Origin of the sequence: Pseudomonas khavaziana, assembly GCF_019145205.1 — a bacterium.
Lineage (GTDB): Bacteria > Pseudomonadota > Gammaproteobacteria > Pseudomonadales > Pseudomonadaceae > Aquipseudomonas > Aquipseudomonas khavaziana.
The window spans coordinates 1-17,279 of record NZ_JAHSTT010000017.1; the positions used below are offsets into that span (position 1 = coordinate 1).

Genomic DNA, 17,279 nt, shown 5'->3' on the forward strand with positions numbered 1-17,279 from the left:
GCCTTACATTCCCTCCCACCCAGCCCCGACAAAATTGCACAGTTATTTCTGAACCAGACCACTAGAATAGCCACCTAACCATTTTTAGAGTCAGAGCCCTATCTATGCCCGATCCGGTTGATGCCATTGAGGCGTCAGACTTACCACTGGACGACCTGGTGGCATGCCATGAGTGCGACTTGCTGATGCGCAAGCCAACGCTCGCCCGCGGCGAAAAAGCCCAATGCCCGCGTTGTGGTTACGAGCTGTACGCTCATCGCCACAATGTCGTCGAGCGAAGCCTGGCCTTGGTGCTCGCAGCCCTACTGCTGTACGTCCCTGCGAACTTTCTGCCCATCATGCAGCTCAATCTGCTCGGACAGACCTCAGAGGACACTGTATGGAGCGGCGTCGTCGGCCTGTTCGATTCCGGCATGCAAAGCGTTGCCGTAGTGGTGTTCCTGTGCAGCATGGGCATTCCCTTGCTCAAGCTGCTCTGCCAATTAGCCGTGCTGCTCAGCATTCGCTGGCGGACCGGCCGCAGCTATGGGCTGCTGCTGTACCGCATCTACCACCACATGAAGGATTGGGGGATGTTGGAGGTCTACTTGATGGGCGTGCTGGTGGCAATCGTAAAACTTGCCGACATGGCTTCTATTACGGTGGGCCTGGGCCTGGCCTGTTTCATCAGTCTATTAATGGTTCAAGTACTGCTGGAGGTGGTGATGTCGCCCCACCAGGTCTGGCGAGCACTCTCAGGAGAGGATGATCATGCGGGCGATTGATGCAGGCATTCTGGTGTGTACCGAATGCCATGAATTGAACAAACAAGAAGCGGATGCCGACGAGCAACTCTGCACCCGTTGCGGTGCGTTGATCCATGCGCGGCGTCCCAACAGCCTTCCACGTACTTGGGCATTACTGGTAACCGCGGCGATTCTATATATCCCCGCCAACTTGTTACCAATCATGACCGTGAACTCCCTCGGCCAAGGCGATCCCAGTACCATCATGGCCGGTGTGATCCAGCTGGTGCAGCACGGGATGTTTCCCATCGCCGCCGTGGTATTCATCGCCAGTATTCTGGTGCCGACGTTCAAGTTGGTAGGCATCGGCCTGCTACTGTTCTCGGTGCAGCGTCACCAACCGCTGTCCGCGCAACAACGCATTGTGATGTACCGCTTTATCGAATTCATTGGCCGCTGGTCCATGCTGGATATCTTCGTGATCGCCATCCTGGTGGCGGTCGTTAACTTTGGGCGACTTGCCAGTGTCGAGGCCAATCTCGGTGCTGCAGCATTCGCCAGTGTGGTGATCTTGACGATGCTTGCCGCAGTAACTTTCGATCCCCGACTGATTTGGGATAACACGGAGTCGGACGACGACCATGAGTGAATTGCCTAAAGCTAAAACCCGCCCAGCCTCCAATTGGTCGGCCATTTGGGTGTTGCCCCTGATTGCCCTGATCATCGGCGGCTGGCTGGGATGGCGTGCCTATTCCCAGCAAGGCATCGAGATCCAGGTTCGCTTCGAGAGCGGCGAAGGTATCCAGGTCAACAAAACCGAAGTGGTCTACAAAGGCATGACCGTAGGCAAGGTCAAAGCCTTGGCCCTGGATGACGAGGGCAGCAATCGCGGGGTGATTGCTACCATCGAGATGAATAAGGATGTCGAGCAATACCTCAAGACCAACACCCGCTTCTGGTTGGTCAAGCCCAGCGTCAGCCTGGCCGGCATCACTGGCCTGGAGACTCTTGTCTCGGGTAACTACATCGCAGCCAGCCCAGGCGATGGCGAGCCCACGCGCAAATTCAAGGCACTCTCCGAAGAACCGCCGTTATCCGATGCCAAGCCCGGCTTGCACCTGACCCTCAAGGCCGACCGCCTGGGCTCGCTGAACCGCGGCAGCCCGGTGTTCTACAAGCAGATCCAGGTCGGCCAGGTCAAAAGCTACCTGCTGTCTGAAGACCAGAGCACTGTTGAGATCAAGGTCTACATCGAACCGACCTACGCCAATCTCGTGCGCAAACACACGCGCTTCTGGAACGCCAGCGGCATCAGCATCGACGCCAACCTCTCCGGGGTGAAAGTGCGCAGCGAATCGCTGTCCAGCATTGTCGCCGGCGGTATCGCCTTCGCCACGCCGGAGAATCGCAAAGACAGCCCGCCCACCGACCCGAGCCTGCCGTTCCGCCTATACGAAGATTTCGATGCTGCCGCAGCGGGTATCAAGGTCAAGGTCAAGCTCACCGACTTCGAAGGCCTGCAAGCCGGCCGGACTCCGGTCATGTACAAGGGCATTCAGGTCGGCAGCCTGAAAACCCTGAAGATCGACCCGGACCTGTCCAGCGCCAGCGCCGAGTTGACCCTCGACCCACTGGCCGAAGACTACCTGGTTCAGGACACGCAATTCTGGGTGGTCAAGCCGTCCATCTCCCTGGCTGGTATCACTGGCCTGGAGGCACTGGTCAAAGGCAACTACATCGCCATCCGTCCGGGTGACAAAGGTACGCCGCCCCAGCGGGAATACGTGGCCCGCGCCAAGGCACCGCCGCTGGACCTGCGCTCCCCGGGCCTGCATATGGTGTTGCTCACCGACAGCCTGGGCTCGCTGGATGTCGGCAGCCCGATTCTGTACAAGCAGGTCAAGGTCGGCTCGGTGCAGAGCTACCAATTTTCGCGCAAGAAGAAGCAATTGGTGATCGGAGTTCATATCGAGAAAGAGTATGAAAGCCTGGTCAACGGCTCCACGCGCTTCTGGAACGCCAGCGGTGTCACCCTTACCGGCGGGCTTACCGGCGGCATCCAGGTCAAGAGTGAATCCCTGGCCAGCCTGATGGCGGGCGGTATCGCCTTCGAAACGCCGGAACCGAATGCGCCGCTCAAACGCCGCATCCCGCGCTTCCGTCTGTTTGCTGACCGTGAAGCCGCCAACCAGCACGGGACCCTGGTGACCATCAAGGTCGACCGCGCCGACGGCCTTAGCCCAGGCACGCCGATACGCTTCAAGGGCCTGGATGTGGGCAAGATCGAGAGCGTCGATCTCAGTGCGGACATGCAATCGGTGCTGCTCAAAGCGCGTATCACCCAGGTGGCGGATCGCATCGCTCGTTCTGGTAGCCAGTTCTGGGTGGTCAAGCCTGAACTGGGGCTGATGAAGACGGCCAACCTGGAAACCCTGGTCACCGGCCAATACATCGAGGTGCAACCGGCGACGAAAAATGCCGGCCCGCAGAAGAGTTTTGTCGCCCTGGCCCAGCCACCTGAAGCAGTGCATCAGGCAGCGGGCCTGAGCCTGACACTCAGCGCCGCTCGCCGTGGTTCGTTGAAGGAAGGCGTGCCGGTCACCTACCGTGAAGTCACCGTGGGCAAAGTTACCGGCTATGAGTTGGGCCAAACCGCCGACCGTGTGCTGGTGCACATCCTGATCGAACCCAAATACGCGCCACTGGTACGCAGTGGCAGCCGCTTCTGGAACACCAGCGGCTTCGGGCTCGACTTCGGCCTGTTCAAAGGTGCGACGGTGCGCACCGAGTCCCTGGAGACGTTGGTGGCCGGCGGGATCGCCTTTGCCACGCCTGATGGCGAGCGCATGGGCAACCCCGCACGGCCGCAGCAGACGTTCCCACTGTTCGACAAGTTTGAAGATGAGTGGCTGACGTGGGCGCCTAAGATCCCGCTGGGTAAATAGACCGAGGCGCGTCCATCGGGGCAAGCCCCCTCCCACATTTTGACTGTATTCACAAATCAGAGTGTGAGAGGGGGCTTGCCCCCGATGAGGCCCTCAAAATCACTGCAAAGCTAAAAAAAGGCCGCGATCCATAAGATCGCGGCCTTTTTGCATTTCAGCGCAACACGTCAGACCTCATCCAGCTCCGGCTCGTCCGCCTGCACATTCACTGTCGCCTTCACCACATCATGGCGACGGATGTACTTCCAGTCCGCCTCATCGATGTAGATTCCGTTCGGCCCGCTGCCGCCCTCGAGGTCGATCGCCACCTGGGCGGACACCTGCGGCTTCACACTCGCCAGGATCGGCACGAAGCCCAGTTGCAGGCTGGTTTCCAGCAATGCCGCCTGGTTCTTCTCATCGATGTCCGCCGCTTCGTCGAGGTAGTACGGCAAACGCACGCGGCCGGCCTGGTCGCGGTCCATCAGGTGCAACAACAAGTACATGTTGGTCAGCGCCTTGATGGTCATGGTGGTGCCGTTGGAAGCCGCACCGTCGATGTCGGTATGAATTACCGGCTGGCCATGCACCTTGGTGATCTCGAACGCCAGCTCGAACAGGTCCTTGAGGCCCAACTGGTTATGATTGGCAGCCACCAGGCGTGCCAGGTATTCCTTGGCCTCTTCGTTCTTGTTGTCCTGCTCGGCGGTCTGGCTGAGGTCGAACACCGACAGCGTCTCGCCTTCTTCATACTGGCCGGCACTGTGAATGATCTGGTCGATATGCTTGAGGGCTTCCTTGTTCGGCGCCAACACGATGCGGAAGCTTTGCAGGTTGGAGACCTGGCGCTTGTTGATCTCGCGGTTGAACAGCGCCAGCTGGTGTTCCAGGCTGTCGTAGTCGCTGCGGATGTTGCGCAGGGTCCGAGCAATATCGGTGACCGCCGCACGCCGTGCCTTGCCGAGGGTCAGCGCCTCGTCGGTACGGTGCGCATAGGCGTTGATCAGCAGTTGCAGGCGACGTTCGACGTCATCCTCACTGTCGAACTTGGCCACCCCCTTGAGGCGTACCTGGGCATACAGCGCTTCGATCTGGCCATCGGCGCGCAGCAAGCCCTGCCAGCTGTCCTGATAGTCATTGAGCAGCGGCAGCAGGTTGTCCATGGAATCGTCGACCGGGTCCATGAATGGTGTGCCAAACGGCAGGTCTGCCGGCAACAGCTGGCGACGACGCAGCGCGTCATCCAGCGTGCGTTGCTTGGCTTCCATGTCGCCGATCTGGCGGCCGACCAATTGCAGCTTGGCCGACAGTTGTTGCACGCGCTCGGTAAACGCATCGCTGGAGCGCTTCAACTCGTCCTGGGCGGCTTCCATCTGCGCCAGTTGTTCGAGCTTCTCGCCTTCTTCGGCACTCAGGGTCTGGGTGCGACGGAAGTCTTCCAAGGCCTTCTGGGCGTCCAGTACCTGCTGGTACAGCGCTTCGGTCTGGGTCTTGCTCGCGGCGCGGTCGGACGCCACGGCCTGCTGGGTTTTCAGTTGCTTGAGTTCTTTTTCCAGGCGCTCTTTCTGGTCACGCAACGCGGCGCGATCCGCCAGGGCCTGCAAGGCCGGAGGCTCGATGTGCGAGATATCGATGGACAGCCCCGGCACTTCAAAGCGTTCGCCCTTGAAACCATCGAGGATCTGTTCCAGGGATTTGACCCACTGGCCGTCCTCGTCCAGCGTGATGCCATGCTCACCCAGCGGCAGGCTGAACAACGAACTGTTGAACAGGCGCATCAGGCGCTCGACATCCTGCTGCGAGAATTCTTCGCGCAGCTTGGCGTAGCTGTTGTTGTCGGCGTGATCAAGCTGCTGCTTGACCGACTTCAAACGTTTTTCCAGGTCGCGCAGGCGCTCGTCCAGGTCCTCGGCGCTGAACTGCCGCGACTGCGCCAGGGCGCCCGCCAGTTCATCGTGGGCATCCTTAGCGGCCAGCAATTGCTGCTCCAGCACCTTGACGTCATTCACCAGCGCGAAGCGATGCTTGAGCACCGACAATTCGCCCAACCAACGCTGGATGCCACTGATTTCCCGTTCCAGGCGCATCAGTTCCTGGGTGCCGCCGCGCTGGTCGTTCTGCAGCGCATCCTGTTCGTTGCGGTAGTGTTCGGCCTGGATGGTCAGCTCTTCCTTGCGCGCACTGGCGTAGTCCGACCAGGTGCCCAGCAATGAATCCAGCAGCGGCGACAGGCGATGCAGTTTGCCGCGCAAGGCGTCGCGCTGTTTCACGCCATTGGCCAAGGCTTCAACCAACGGGCCGGCAGCCACCAGCGAGTTGTAGTCCTGCTCCATGCGCCTCACATCGCGGAAGGCTTCTTCGCACGCTGCGATGTAGTCGACACTGCCGGAACGCAGACTGTGCTCGAAGGCATCAAGGAACAGTTGCTTGAGCTTGGCCGCCGTGATTTCGCGCATGTGCAGAAGGTTGATAAACAGCGCACGGAAAGTCTTCAGGCTCTGTTCGCTGGTGGAGCGCAGCGGGATCAGGGTCAGGTCCAGCGGGATAGATGTATGGCCGCCCACCAGCAAGCGCCGCAGTTCATCAGGCTTGAGTTCGTAGGCTTTGAGACCCTCGCGCTCAAGGTTGGTGAACAATTCTTTCTGGCGCAGGCAGGTGTCGTTTTTCTGGTAGTGGGCCAGGTCCAGCTTGCCGGCATAGGCAAAGAACTGGTGACCGAAACCGCCGCCTGGCCCACGCCCGACCACACCGATGACGTGCGGGCCGTGGGGCAGGGAGACCTCCACCAGGATGTAGCTGGTGTCGGTGGCAAAGTAGAAGCGCCGCGATTGTTCCAGGGTGTATTTGCCAAAACTCATGTCCGACATGCGCGCCAGGATCGGGAACTGCAAGGCATTGATCGAGGCGGATTTACCCAGGTTGTTGGCGCCATACACCGACAGCGGCTCTTCCAGCGGGAACAAGCCCAGGCTGTAACCGGCGGTGTTCAATAGGGCGAAGCGGCGGATGCCGTAGCGTTCCTTACTCATGCGTCGGTCTCCTGTTCTTCGGCAATGGCACGGGCCAGGGCATCTTCTTCGCTTTCTTCAGTGAAGGCGCTCAGGTCCAGCGGGTCATCGGTCTTCAGCAGTTTCTCATCGCTGTCTTCGTCGATAATCACCGGTGCCGGCAGCGGCAATACGCTGTGTACGCTGGCGGCAAGGTCGCGGTCTTGCTGCACGGAGAGGCACACGTCGAGGAAACGGTGCATCGGCGGCAGGAAGCGGTAGATGCCATTGTCTTCGCTGGCAAAACCCAGTTGGGTCATGCGGCGCATGATTTTTTCTTCGAGCTCTTCCTGGGTCTGCACCTCGGCCTGGATAAACAGGTCGCGGTACTTCTCCAGCAGCGAAGGCAATTCATCGCGGCCCAGGCTGCCGCCGTCGAGCACGGCAATCGGGTCGCGGCCCTGATCGGCCAGATGCTCGACGAGGATGAAGGTAAACAAGGCCAGGCGCTGGGCGGTCTTGTTGACCTGCGCGCTGGCAATGGCGGAATCCGGCACGAAGTAATAGAAACCGCGGGTATCGCAGACCAGCTCGAAGCCCAGGGCCTTGAACAGCGTGCGGTACTGGTCCTGGAAGTTCGACAGTTGCGCGTACAGCTCCGGATCACGGCGGCTGACGTGGTAACCCTTGAACAGCTCGCGAAAGATCGGCGCCAGCTGGGACAGTTCGGATAGATCAAGATGCATAAGGCGTGCTCGCAGAATTCTCGGTGGCGTCGCTGCCGGCCGGGAGCAGGGCGAAGGAGCGCAGGCTGACCTGGTGCTCGTGGGTGTGATAATCGCGACGTTCCAGGCGTTCGCGCTTGAAGCGTTTCTCCCGGGACAGGCGCGAAAACCAGTACAGCAATTCGTCGGTGGCGCCGTCCGGTTCCTGCTCCAGCAGCCAGGTCATCAGGTCGGGCATCGGCAGTGCGTCTTCGCAGCGCTCGAGCATTTCCTTGACCGTACGCGGCGCGCGTTGGGCTTCGCCCTTGTGGGATTTGTGCGCCTTGGGAAAACGCGCCGGTTTCGGTTCGAAATTCGCCAAGGCATACACATAAGCCTCGACCTGGCTGGCACTGCCCAGGAAGGTGCTTTGTGGTCGGGTAAACATCGGCATCGCAGCCTGCGGCACCGCGTCCAGGCCTTTGCGGCGAATCGCCGACAGGGCCAGTGCCGCGCCACGGGTCACGGCGTTGTGCCGGCGCGCTTCTTCGCGCAGCGGCAACAGCAGCTCCCGTGCATGACGCAAGGTCAACTGGGCGCTGGTCTGCATTTCGAGGATGCGCGCGTGGGTGCGCAGCAGCATGTCGTCGTCCACCAGGTGGCCGAGACGCTGTTGTTCGGTAAGCATGCGCAGCAGCACGTTCTCGACCTTGCGCACGCCTTGCTCGAAGGCACCGTCGGCGTTCACCAGCTGGATCATCGGCTCGACGTATTCGTCCCAGGTCGCCAAGACCTCGGCGTAGCGCTGGCGCAACGGAATCTGGCGGTCGCTGGTCTTGGCGCGGTCGGCCACGGCGGCGAGGGCCTGTTCGTCGTTGGCGAGCTTTTTCAGCACATCGCGTACGCGCATGTCCAGCAGGCGCAGTTGCCGTGCCAGGTCGTGGCCGTCGCGGATGTCGAAGGCGTCCTGGATATAACCGGCCAGACGCTCGAGGTGGCGCAGGTAGGCTTCGATTTCCAGGCACAGGCCAAGTCGGTGCTCCTTGCGCAGATAAGCCAGGAAATCGTGGATCTGCGCGTTGAGCTCGAAACGGTTCGGGCTCTTGGCCACAGGCACCAGGATATCCAGGCGAATCCACACGTCCAGCAGGCTGGTGATGTCCTGGGGCGTGCTGTCCAGTTGTTGGGCGGCCAATTGTGCGCGCAGCTCGGCAAGGCTCAGTGTGCCTTGGTCGAAGTGTTCGCACAGAGGCTCGAGTAAGGCCCAGTGTTCGGCGAGGGCGCGCAGGACGCGCTTGGGTTCGATCATGGGAATGGCCGGCTGGTTGGCGATTAAAAGTCGCGATTGTACTGCATCAGGCGCGGGATTTATCCACAGCCGGTCAGTGCGCAGTGGGCGATTGTGACCGAACAGCGGTAGAATCCCGTTCTTTACTTATCCACAAGTGGCCGAGCTGTGCTTATCGAGTCCCGACGTCGCGCTTACTTGACCGCCATGCAGGTGGTCAACTGGCTGCCCCGCACCGAACTGCCGTTTGCCGCGCCGTCGCGGCCCGAGTTGTTGCAGGCGCTCGAACCCTATGAGGTGTTCGAGACTTCGGGAGAGGAAGCGGCTGCGCCCGTGGCAGTGGTCAAACCTGCCCCCGAGACGCGCCCTGCAGTCGAACGGGCCAAGATCGAAGTGCCACGCCCTTCGCCGGTGACCAAGGCGGTCAAGGTCGCCGAAGAGGCAGCCCCGGTAGTCAAGGCGCCGGTAGTGCCGCCGCCACGCTTTGCCTTGCAATTGCTGCGGGCCGGGCGTTGCCTCTTGCTGGTGGAACTGCCCACCGGCGAGCGTTTCCAGTCACGCGACCCCGCCTACCTTCTGCTCAAGGACATGCTGCGCGCAGCCGGCCTGCCCGACAGCCCGCAAATCATCGGTGAGCCGGTGCGCTGGCCGCTGCTGGTGCGCGGCACCATGGACCAGGGCCCCGAGGCTGCACGGGATTTCGTCCAGGGTTTTGTCTCGGCGCGCCTGGAAGACGAACCCTGCGTGTGCCTATGGCTGATCGGCCTGCCCGCCGTGCGGTTTGCCGGCGAGGCCAATGCCGAGTCCTGGTACCGCGAACTGCAGGTCGACAGCCTGGGCTCGGTGTGGGCCCTGCCGGGCCTGGAATTATTAATGGAAGAGCCACAGCGTAAGGCTGATGTCTGGCAAGCCATGCGCCGGCTGATGGCGCGCTGGAAAACAACTGATGAGTGAGGCTTTATCCTTCCGCCCGATGACCGAGGCCGACCTCGACGCCGTGCTGAAAATCGAATATGCGGCGTTCAGCCACCCCTGGACCCGGGGGATCTTCCTCGATGGGCTGGGCAAGTACCAGATCTGGCTGATGTTCGAAGGCGAGCAGCAGGTGGGCCATGGGGTGGTGCAGATCATTCTCGATGAAGCGCACCTGCTGAATATCACCGTTAAACCGGAAAACCAGGGGCGCGGGTTGGGTTTGGCGCTGCTGGAACACCTGATGTCCCGCGCCTATGCCGCCAATGCCCGGGAATGTTTCCTGGAAGTGCGTGATAGCAATACTGGGGCGTTCCGGTTGTATGAGCGCTATGGCTTCAACGAGATCGGTCGCCGCCGGGATTATTACCCGGCTGTCGGTGGCCGCGAAGACGCTGTCGTCATGGCCTGCACCCTGGTCGACTGAACAAACAGAGCAATGTGGGAGGGGGCTTGCTCCCGATAGCAATGGGTCAGTGGCTTATTAAGTGCCTGACACACCGCCATCGGGAGCAAGCCCCCTCCCACATGTTGAACCGCGTTTTTTCAGCGGTTACCGTCTACAGGGTCAATATCGGCCAGCTCGGCCTCATCCAGGCCATTGCCGCCGCCTATTTCATCCTCGTCGACGATACTCAGGTCAAAATCCGCCGGGTCATCTTCACCTGCTTCTCGGGCATCCCGTGCGCCATCTTCATGGATCAGGGTCTCCGGGCTCATATCATCATCGGTCGATTCATGATCATCCGTCGAAGCCCCGGTAAGCCCGGCTTCGCGCACCCGTTCATCGGGCATTAAAAGATCGCGCTCACGGCGAGGCAACTCGTCGCCGATTTCTGCGGTCTGGTCTTGCTGGTCAAAATCCAGCTCGCGCATTTCACCCATGCGGTCTTCGTTATCATCAATAGGTTCCGGCTGCGTTGCGCCGTAGGGACGTCGTGATTCAGTCATGGCCAATCCTCATACTGTGGGGCTTATAGTGTGTGGACAGGCATGGCTCCCTAAAGATTCAAGCTAATTCGCACTCGGCGTGACCTGAACGAGGGGTTGTCAGTCACAAAACTGCGCATCATTCCTGAGGCTTTCCCTGATGAACGAACTACAAGACCTGCTTGATAACAACGAACGCTGGGCGGATGCGATCAAACAGGAAGATCCCGAATTCTTCGCCAAGCTCGCCCGCCAGCAGACTCCGGAATACTTGTGGATCGGCTGTTCCGATGCCCGTGTACCGGCCAACGAGATCGTCGGCATGTTGCCAGGTGACCTGTTCGTGCACCGCAACGTCGCCAACGTGGTGCTGCATACCGACCTCAATTGCCTGTCGGTGATCCAGTACGCCGTCGACGTGCTCAAGGTCAAGCACATCCTCGTTACCGGCCACTATGGCTGTGGCGGCGTGCGTGCATCGATGCAGGACCGCCAGTTCGGCCTGATCGACGGCTGGCTGCGCACTATTCGCGATCTCTACTATGAGAATCGCGACTTGCTCGCTCAGTTGCCGACGGAAGAAGAACGTGTCGACCGCATGTGCGAACTCAATGTGATCCAGCAGGTGGCCAATGTCGGTCACACCAGCATTGTGCAAAATGCCTGGCACCGTGGGCAGAGCCTGTCGATCCATGGCTGCATCTATGGCATCAAGGATGGCCGCTGGAAGAGCTTGAACACCACCATCAGTGGTTTCGAGCAGCTCCCGCCGCAGTACCGCCTACGTCCGCTGGGCGAAGCCTAAGACCGCTTGTGTTCGCGCCACCAGGCCATGAAAACCTGGCCTTCGGCGTTCAGCGGTTCCTTGCTGCCGGTGATCCAACCCCGGCAGTTCAGCTCGCCGCAATGGCAAGCGAACTGTCGGGCCAGCGCGTCTTCGGTCATGGCGTAATCAAGGGTCAGCAGGCTACCGGCGAGGATGGGTTGCACCGTCCATAGCTCCAGGTACGTGGTGTCCAGGAACACGTTCGGGTTGCAGGAGTGCTGCAGCAGGCCGCAGAACCAACAATCGTACAAGTGGATACGTGGCGAGAGCTGCAACGTACGCGTGCGTCGCTCGCTGACGGCATAGCCTGAAACCTGGGCAATGCGCACGCGGCTGTCAAAGGCAATGCGCGCCATGACACCGGCCGTCTTCCCATGGGCGCCTCGCTTGATCTGGAAGTGCTCGGTGGAGGGGTATCCTTGCTCCACGAGCAGCGTCTTGAAGGGATACAGGCAGCTGCTCACCGCGGTTTTAGCCTTATCCATGGCTTGAGTTTTCATCACTCTCCTGAACGGACTGCATGGACCTGCGGGTGTTACCTGAGTGCCAGTCTTGCAGCAAATGGGCGCGGCCTAAGATTCGCCGAAGTTGGACCCGATATCTACTGTCAATCTTGACAGTAGAGACGGTTTGTTCGCGTTAAAGCACAGGCGCCATGATAGTGGGCACTGGGGCGACATTTTTCAGCTGTTTCAACTGCGCTTTGATAGACGGTGTAGCGCACTTGGCATTGGCCTGCTCCGGCGTCAGGTGGCGCACCGAGGTGTAGAACAACTCACAGGTCTGCTCCTTGCGTGTGACTTGCCAGGTGTTCATGCACGCCTTGAGTAACACGTTCGCATCGCTGGCGGGTTTCTGGCCCATGCCGGCCTGCCAGCAGGCTACGCTCAAATCCTGGCCCATCACTTTCAACCCGGCGTCGTCGGCCTTTTGTTCATCGCCGTCATAGCTTGCCGGGTCCGCCGCATACCAGATGTAGCTGGGGTGGTTGGCGCCCAGCACGGATACGTTTTTGCCGGCTGCCGGGCTGATTTGTGCCAGTTCCAGCACGCCCACATTCTGGCCGTATTGTTGCTTGATCCAGCTGCGCACCGGCGCGCCGAATGCCACCATCGGCAGCGAGCCGTTGGCGCGCAGGCTCAGTTCCTTGACCATGCGAGTCTGGTAATCGGTGAAATAGCTATAGACTTTTTCCAGGTCTTTACCTGCATTGGACGGCGCGGCGATGGGGGCGATATCGATGATGGTCTGGTAGGCCGGCGTTTCGCTGGCCGGGATACCGTTGTCGGTGAGCAGCGCCGCCCAGCGGTCAGTGGTGGCCGACTCCAGGTAGTCCTGGGCCTGGGTAAGCGAGTAATCCGGTGGGAAGTGCAGAAGTTCGATGCTCTTGCGGTTCTCCAGGGCCATGCCCAGCGGCATGAACAAATACCAGTTATAAGCCCACTTGCCGTCGCTATTGAGTTGGCTGGCGCCTTGATAAGCCAGGTCCGCAGTGTTGAGCAAGGAGGTCAAGGATTGGCCGTAGGTATCCGGTACGCCGCTGAAGGTCGCCGCGACCTGGCCATCGTGAGTTTTCACGCTGACCTTGGCCCGGCTGTAACCGTCACGCTGCAGGCTCTGGTTTAGATAGTGCTCGGCGGTCTGTTCCAGCGTCCACGGCCGAAAGCAGATCACATTGCAATTATTGGGGAACGCAAACAGCTGGGTGACACGCTGCGTACTGCCCAGTGGCACCTCGATGTCGGCCTGTACGACCGCACTCGCCAGCAGCGCGGCCAGGGTGAAGGACAGCCTGGTCGGTTTAAACATAGTTGGTTCCTTGTCAGCGAAGCCCGTCTGCGCGGGATGAAAGCCCACTTGCACACAGTAGCGGCTGATCAGGAAATGCGCGTGTTAAATCGCCAGGCATGTCGTTATTGGATAAGCCCCTACGGATGAAATTGCAAAGCGTTGGTCAGGTCGCCCATGGGTTGCTGGCCGCGAGCGATCATCGCTTCGTCACGCTGCTTGAGGCCGTCCAGGGTCTCCAATTGGAACACCCGGGTGATCAGGCGCAGGATGGATGCCGTGTCATACACCGTATGGTCCACCGTGCCTTTGCGCGCAAACGGCGACACCACCAGGGCCGGCACCCGCGTGCCCGGGCCCCAGCGGTCACCCTTGGGCGGCGCCACATGGTCCCACCAGCCACCGTTTTCATCGACGGTGACCACCACTACCATGTTTTTCCACTGCGGGCTTTCTTGCAGCACCTTCAAGGCGCGGGCGATATGGCGGTCGCCGGAGGCGATATCGGCATAGCCGGCGTGCATGTTCAGATTGCCCTGGGGCTTGTAGAAACTCACGGCAGGCAGCTTGCCAGCCTGGGCATCGGCGAAGAACTTGTTGGTCGTCGACTCATCGCCCAAGCCACCGTCACGCAGGCGCTTGTCACGTTCAGCGCGGTTTTGCGGACCTTGCTGCTTGAAGTAGTTGAACGGCTGGTGGTGATACTGGAAGTTCGGAATCTTGGGGATGCCGCCGGAATCCTTGAACTGCTCCAAAGTGGCTTGCCACGCGCCGGCGTACCAGGCCCAGTCGACGTTCTTTTTCGAGAGCTTGTCGCCAATGTGCTCGTGGGTTTGCGGCACCAGTACGTTGGGCAGGTCTGGTTTGGAATAGTCCGGATTTTCCGGGTCGCGAATCCAAGTGGGCCAATACGGAGGGGCGAGGGTGTTCACCCCGTAACCATCCGGTGTCAGCGCACTGGGGCCGAATTGCGGCGGGCCGGTCATGGCACTGGCGGGGGACTTGTCCAAAGGCTTGAGGCGCGTGTCGGTCGGGTCATCGCTTTGCAGCGTGGCGATCTGTGCCTTGGCCACCGACTGTGCGGCATCAGGATAGAACGGCGCCGTGGCGCTGATCAGGTATTGATGATTCAGGAACGAGCCACCAAATGCGCCCTGGAAGAAGTTATCGCAGAGTACAAACTCCTTGGCCACGTCCCACAGGCGCAAGGAATAACGGCTCTGGGCATAATGGCCCATGACCAGGCCACCGGAATCGCCCCAGGCGACAAAACCGTCGTTTTTGCCGCCGTTGATCTGCATCTGGTTCTGATAGAACACATGCCACAAGTCGCGGGTCACCAGGCTCAATGGCAGGTCTTCGGCGCTAGGACCCTTGAGAGCGAACGGCGCGTTGGGCAGGTTTTGCTGGAATTGCACTTCGCTGGGATAGGTCACCCCATCCACGGTTTGCGGGCCGACTTGCAACACACCGCCCCACGTGGGCGGCAGGGTGGTCAGTACACTGCCATCGCGGTCACGCTGCTGGAAGTCCGTGGCGGATAACGCTGAAAGCGGTTTCTCCAATCCTGGGAAATCGGCAAACAGGTTGTTGAAGCTGCGGTTCTCGGCATAGACCACCACCACGGTCTTCACCTGGTCGTGCAACGCCTTGTCCAACTCTTGAGGCGTAAGTGGTCGAGGTACCGGCGTACTGGGTGCTTCGCTGGTATTGCCGCAGGCACTCAAGGTCGCACCGACCCCCAACACCGCCGCACCGCCAAGGAAGCGCCGGCGGCTGGTGTCTACCGGCGGTGGAGTGGCTGAATCGGGGGAGGGGCGGTCTTCGTGTTCGTCACTCATTGCAGGCAGAGTCCTTGGCGAGATGTTGCAAGATATTTCGCAGGACGGTAGCAATGGAATGTGACGGAACGAAGGCACACAAGTGATGGGTGGGGCGTGTCTACACAGAGTAAGCGCTGCTAGACTGAGCTTCTAATGCACATCACCGAGGTGAGTCGTGAAACCTTCAACTGCACTTGATCTACAACGAGCAGCTGTCAGAGAGGTGATTGGACGGTTCCAAATATCAAACCCAAGAATATTTGGGTCTGTATTAGCGGGTACCGACCAAGAAGGCAGTAATCTTGATTTGCTGGTTGATGCGCCGCCGGGAACAACTCTTTTTGATCTTGGCGGGTTGCAGGTCGAGCTTGAGGACTTGTTAGGCGTCAATGTCGACCTGTTGACGCCTGGCGACTTGCCTTTGAAGTTTCGCGCTAAGGTGTTGGCTGAGGCCCGTCCTGTATGACAGAAAATCGCTTAGGGGATTATCTCGAGCACATAGGGCAAGCGGCCACTGACGCTATGACGTTTGTCGAGGGGTTGAGTAAAGACGATTTTTTGGAGGACAGACGAACACAACGAGCCGTGATCATAATTGGTGAAGCGTCGACTAAAATCATGGACCAGTATCCGGACTTCGCTGCGGGCCATTCACACATTCCTTGGCGCAATATGCGGGGGATGCGCAACCGTATCGCTCACGGTTACTTCGATATCAACCTTGATGTTGTCTGGGACACGATACAGAGCGCATTGCCTGATCTATTAGCGCGTCTTCCTACAAAACCATGACCACACCTACTGTAACAGCAGGCGCGGTCCCCCGTGACTTATGGCATAACCGGCGGCAAATACTTCAACGTCGTCCCCAACGCCCACAACAAAAACAGCACCAACGGTGTGTGCACCAGCAACTGCACAAACGAAAACCCGATCAAATCCCGTGCCTTCAACCCCAATACCCCCAAGAGCGGCAGCATATAGAACGGGTTGATCAAGTTCGGCAGCGCCTCGGCCGCGTTGTAGATCTGCACTGCCCAGCCCAGGTGGTATTGCAGGTCATTGGCCACCTGCATCACATAAGGCGCTTCGATGATCCACTTGCCGCCGCCCGATGGGATGAAGAAACCCAGCACCGCCGAGTACACGCCCATCAGCAGCGCATAGGTGTCGTGGGAGGCGATGGAGGTGAAAAACGTCGAGATATGGTGGGCCAGGGTCTGGCCGTCGCCGCCCTTGACCACGGTCATCAGCGCGGCAATCGAGCCATACAGTGGGAACTGGATCAGCACGCCGGTGGTGGTCGGTACCGCACGGGCCACGGCATCGAGGAAGCTGCGCGGGCGCCAGTGCAGCAGCGCGCCGACCATGATGAACAGGAAGTTATAAGTGTTGAGCCCCGAAATGGCGCTGATCGCCGGCTTGGTCGAGAACTCATGGAACAGCCAGCCGGCCGCCAGCAAGGCCAGCAGAATGGTCAGCAACGGGCTGTGTTCCAGCCATTCGCCCGGGCGCGTCGGAGCCTGTGGCTTGGGCAGGTTGAAGGCCGGGTCGACACCGCAGGCCTTGGCATCGCGGGCGCTGTTGGGGCCAGGCGCGGTGGCGTAGGCGATGATCAGCGACACCACGATCAGCGCCAGCAACAGTACGCCGGATTGCCATAGGAAGATGGTTTCGGTGAACGGGATCATCCCCGTGATCGACAGGATCGACGGCGGCAAGCTGGCCGGGTTGGCCTGTAATTGCGCGGCCGACGACGACAGCCCCAACGCCCACACGGCACCCAGGCCCAGGTACGCCGCAGCGCCGGCGGCGCGGTAGTCCATGCGCAAATCCGTACGCCGGGCCAAGGCCCGCACCAGCAAACCGCCGAACACCAGGGACAGCCCCCAGTTGAGCAGGGAGGCCACCATGGAAATCAATGCAACCCAGGCCACCGCCGAGCGGCCGTTCTTGGGGATGCGCGCCAAGCGGTCGATCAACTTCACTGCGGGCGGTGAACTGGCGACCACATAACCGCCGATCACCACAAAGGCCATCTGCATGGTGAACGGGATCAGGCTCCAGAATCCGTCGCCGAACGCCTTGGCCGCTTCGGCCGGGGCGGCGCCCATGCCCAGGGTCGCCACGGCGACGATGATCACGGCGAGGGCGGCAAACACCCAGGAGTCCGGGAACCAGCGCTCTGCAAAGTTGGAGCAGCGCAGGGCAAATTGGGCATAGCGGCTGTCTTCGATAGCATCGGCCACGAGTCTTTCCTCTTGTAGTTATTATGGGTTTTGGCAGTTTTACGGCATGTTCCTCTACACCCA

Annotated in this window: 16 protein-coding genes; 8 read left to right on the plus strand and 8 right to left on the minus strand. The window is 60.1% G+C overall.

Annotation, left to right across the window (positions count from 1 at the left end):
- Nucleotides 1–104: 104 nt before the first annotated feature.
- Genes KVH01_RS26465 through KVH01_RS26475 form a run of 3 tightly spaced genes read left to right on the plus strand, consistent with a single transcriptional unit; the run spans nt 105 to nt 3,670 of the window.
- Nucleotides 105–764: a paraquat-inducible protein A gene (locus KVH01_RS26465; RefSeq protein ID WP_217883473.1), complete on the plus strand. Its 660-nt coding sequence runs from the start codon at nt 105–107 to the stop codon at nt 762–764.
- Complete coding sequence (locus KVH01_RS26470; protein WP_217883474.1) at nt 751–1,374, plus strand: paraquat-inducible protein A; 624 nt, start codon at nt 751–753, stop codon at nt 1,372–1,374. The genes KVH01_RS26465 and KVH01_RS26470 overlap by 14 nt, the downstream gene beginning before the upstream one ends.
- Nucleotides 1,367–3,670, plus strand: coding sequence for a PqiB family protein (locus KVH01_RS26475; protein ID WP_217883475.1), 2,304 nt, complete (start codon nt 1,367–1,369; stop codon nt 3,668–3,670). Before KVH01_RS26470 ends, KVH01_RS26475 begins: the two co-directional genes overlap by 8 nt.
- Before the next feature lie 167 nt (nt 3,671–3,837).
- On the opposite strand, the gene mksF is transcribed toward KVH01_RS26475, so the two are convergent.
- Genes mksF through mksB form a run of 3 tightly spaced genes read right to left on the minus strand, consistent with a single transcriptional unit; the run spans nt 3,838 to nt 8,649 of the window.
- On the minus strand, nt 3,838–6,678 hold the full coding sequence (gene mksF, locus KVH01_RS26480) for an Mks condensin complex protein MksF (RefSeq protein WP_217883476.1): 2,841 nt from the start codon (nt 6,676–6,678) through the stop codon (nt 3,838–3,840).
- Nucleotides 6,675–7,382 (minus strand): Mks condensin complex protein MksE, encoded by a 708-nt coding sequence (gene mksE, locus KVH01_RS26485; protein WP_217883477.1) that lies wholly within the window; start codon nt 7,380–7,382, stop codon nt 6,675–6,677. The genes mksF and mksE overlap by 4 nt, the downstream gene beginning before the upstream one ends.
- The gene (mksB, locus tag KVH01_RS26490; RefSeq protein WP_057024816.1) at nt 7,372–8,649 is read right to left on the minus strand and encodes an Mks condensin complex protein MksB; all 1,278 of its coding nucleotides are present in this window, start codon (nt 8,647–8,649) and stop codon (nt 7,372–7,374) included. Before mksB ends, mksE begins: the two co-directional genes overlap by 11 nt.
- Before the next feature lie 186 nt (nt 8,650–8,835).
- Between mksB and KVH01_RS26495 the strand changes: the two genes are divergently transcribed.
- Together KVH01_RS26495 and rimI are read left to right on the plus strand one after the other, a co-directional pair.
- Nucleotides 8,836–9,582, plus strand: coding sequence for an energy transducer TonB (locus KVH01_RS26495; RefSeq protein ID WP_217883543.1), 747 nt, complete (start codon nt 8,836–8,838; stop codon nt 9,580–9,582).
- The gene (gene rimI, locus KVH01_RS26500; protein WP_003188286.1) at nt 9,575–10,027 is read left to right on the plus strand and encodes a ribosomal protein S18-alanine N-acetyltransferase; all 453 of its coding nucleotides are present in this window, start codon (nt 9,575–9,577) and stop codon (nt 10,025–10,027) included. The genes KVH01_RS26495 and rimI overlap by 8 nt, the downstream gene beginning before the upstream one ends.
- A 119-nt stretch (nt 10,028–10,146) precedes the next feature.
- On the opposite strand, the gene KVH01_RS26505 is transcribed toward rimI, so the two are convergent.
- Entirely contained in the window at nt 10,147–10,551 is a 405-nt protein-coding gene (locus tag KVH01_RS26505; RefSeq protein ID WP_043050867.1) for a hypothetical protein, read from the minus strand.
- A 139-nt stretch (nt 10,552–10,690) separates the two neighbouring features.
- Here KVH01_RS26505 and can point away from each other — a divergent pair, with 139 nt between their 5' ends.
- Nucleotides 10,691–11,335: a carbonate dehydratase gene (gene can, locus KVH01_RS26510; protein ID WP_046070813.1), complete on the plus strand. Its 645-nt coding sequence runs from the start codon at nt 10,691–10,693 to the stop codon at nt 11,333–11,335.
- Here can and KVH01_RS26515 read toward each other — a convergent pair.
- From KVH01_RS26515 to acpA, 3 genes are all read right to left on the minus strand, one after another.
- A complete protein-coding gene (locus tag KVH01_RS26515; protein WP_217883478.1) occupies nt 11,332–11,856 on the minus strand; it encodes an SET domain-containing protein-lysine N-methyltransferase in 525 nt (174 codons plus the stop codon). The two genes, can and KVH01_RS26515, sit on opposite strands and share 4 nt — an antisense overlap.
- Before the next feature lie 139 nt (nt 11,857–11,995).
- Entirely contained in the window at nt 11,996–13,165 is a 1,170-nt protein-coding gene (locus KVH01_RS26520) for a hypothetical protein (RefSeq protein WP_217883479.1), read from the minus strand.
- A 119-nt stretch (nt 13,166–13,284) separates the two neighbouring features.
- Nucleotides 13,285–14,985, minus strand: a complete 1,701-nt coding sequence (acpA, locus tag KVH01_RS26525) for an acid phosphatase (protein ID WP_217883480.1) — start codon at nt 14,983–14,985, stop codon at nt 13,285–13,287.
- A 157-nt stretch (nt 14,986–15,142) separates the two neighbouring features.
- Here acpA and KVH01_RS26530 point away from each other — a divergent pair, with 157 nt between their 5' ends.
- Complete coding sequence (locus KVH01_RS26530) at nt 15,143–15,433, plus strand: nucleotidyltransferase family protein (RefSeq protein ID WP_217883481.1); 291 nt, start codon at nt 15,143–15,145, stop codon at nt 15,431–15,433.
- Nucleotides 15,430–15,759 (plus strand): HepT-like ribonuclease domain-containing protein, encoded by a 330-nt coding sequence (locus KVH01_RS26535; protein WP_217883482.1) that lies wholly within the window; start codon nt 15,430–15,432, stop codon nt 15,757–15,759. The genes KVH01_RS26530 and KVH01_RS26535 overlap by 4 nt, the downstream gene beginning before the upstream one ends.
- Nucleotides 15,760–15,797: 38 nt before the next feature.
- On the opposite strand, the gene KVH01_RS26540 is transcribed toward KVH01_RS26535, so the two are convergent.
- On the minus strand, nt 15,798–17,216 hold the full coding sequence (locus KVH01_RS26540) for a short-chain fatty acid transporter (protein ID WP_217883483.1): 1,419 nt from the start codon (nt 17,214–17,216) through the stop codon (nt 15,798–15,800).
- Nucleotides 17,217–17,279: the final 63 nt, after the last annotated feature.

Bases quoted from the DNA above. Each gene is read 5' to 3' on its own strand.
- acpA (WP_217883480.1), bottom strand. From the start codon at position 14,985: ATGAGTGACGAACACGAAGACCGCCCCTCCCCCGATTCAGCCACTCCA.
- mksF (WP_217883476.1), bottom strand. From the start codon at position 6,678: ATGAGTAAGGAACGCTACGGCATCCGCCGCTTCGCCCTATTGAACACC.
- KVH01_RS26495 (WP_217883543.1), top strand. From the start codon at position 8,836: ATGCAGGTGGTCAACTGGCTGCCCCGCACCGAACTGCCGTTTGCCGCG.
- KVH01_RS26470 (WP_217883474.1), top strand. From the start codon at position 751: ATGCGGGCGATTGATGCAGGCATTCTGGTGTGTACCGAATGCCATGAA.
- mksB (WP_057024816.1), bottom strand. From the start codon at position 8,649: ATGATCGAACCCAAGCGCGTCCTGCGCGCCCTCGCCGAACACTGGGCC.
- KVH01_RS26535 (WP_217883482.1), top strand. From the start codon at position 15,430: ATGACAGAAAATCGCTTAGGGGATTATCTCGAGCACATAGGGCAAGCG.
- KVH01_RS26515 (WP_217883478.1), bottom strand. From the start codon at position 11,856: ATGAAAACTCAAGCCATGGATAAGGCTAAAACCGCGGTGAGCAGCTGC.
- KVH01_RS26520 (WP_217883479.1), bottom strand. From the start codon at position 13,165: ATGTTTAAACCGACCAGGCTGTCCTTCACCCTGGCCGCGCTGCTGGCG.
- KVH01_RS26505 (WP_043050867.1), bottom strand. From the start codon at position 10,551: ATGACTGAATCACGACGTCCCTACGGCGCAACGCAGCCGGAACCTATT.
- KVH01_RS26465 (WP_217883473.1), top strand. From the start codon at position 105: ATGCCCGATCCGGTTGATGCCATTGAGGCGTCAGACTTACCACTGGAC.
- can (WP_046070813.1), top strand. From the start codon at position 10,691: ATGAACGAACTACAAGACCTGCTTGATAACAACGAACGCTGGGCGGAT.
- KVH01_RS26475 (WP_217883475.1), top strand. From the start codon at position 1,367: ATGAGTGAATTGCCTAAAGCTAAAACCCGCCCAGCCTCCAATTGGTCG.
- mksE (WP_217883477.1), bottom strand. From the start codon at position 7,382: ATGCATCTTGATCTATCCGAACTGTCCCAGCTGGCGCCGATCTTTCGC.
- rimI (WP_003188286.1), top strand. From the start codon at position 9,575: ATGAGTGAGGCTTTATCCTTCCGCCCGATGACCGAGGCCGACCTCGAC.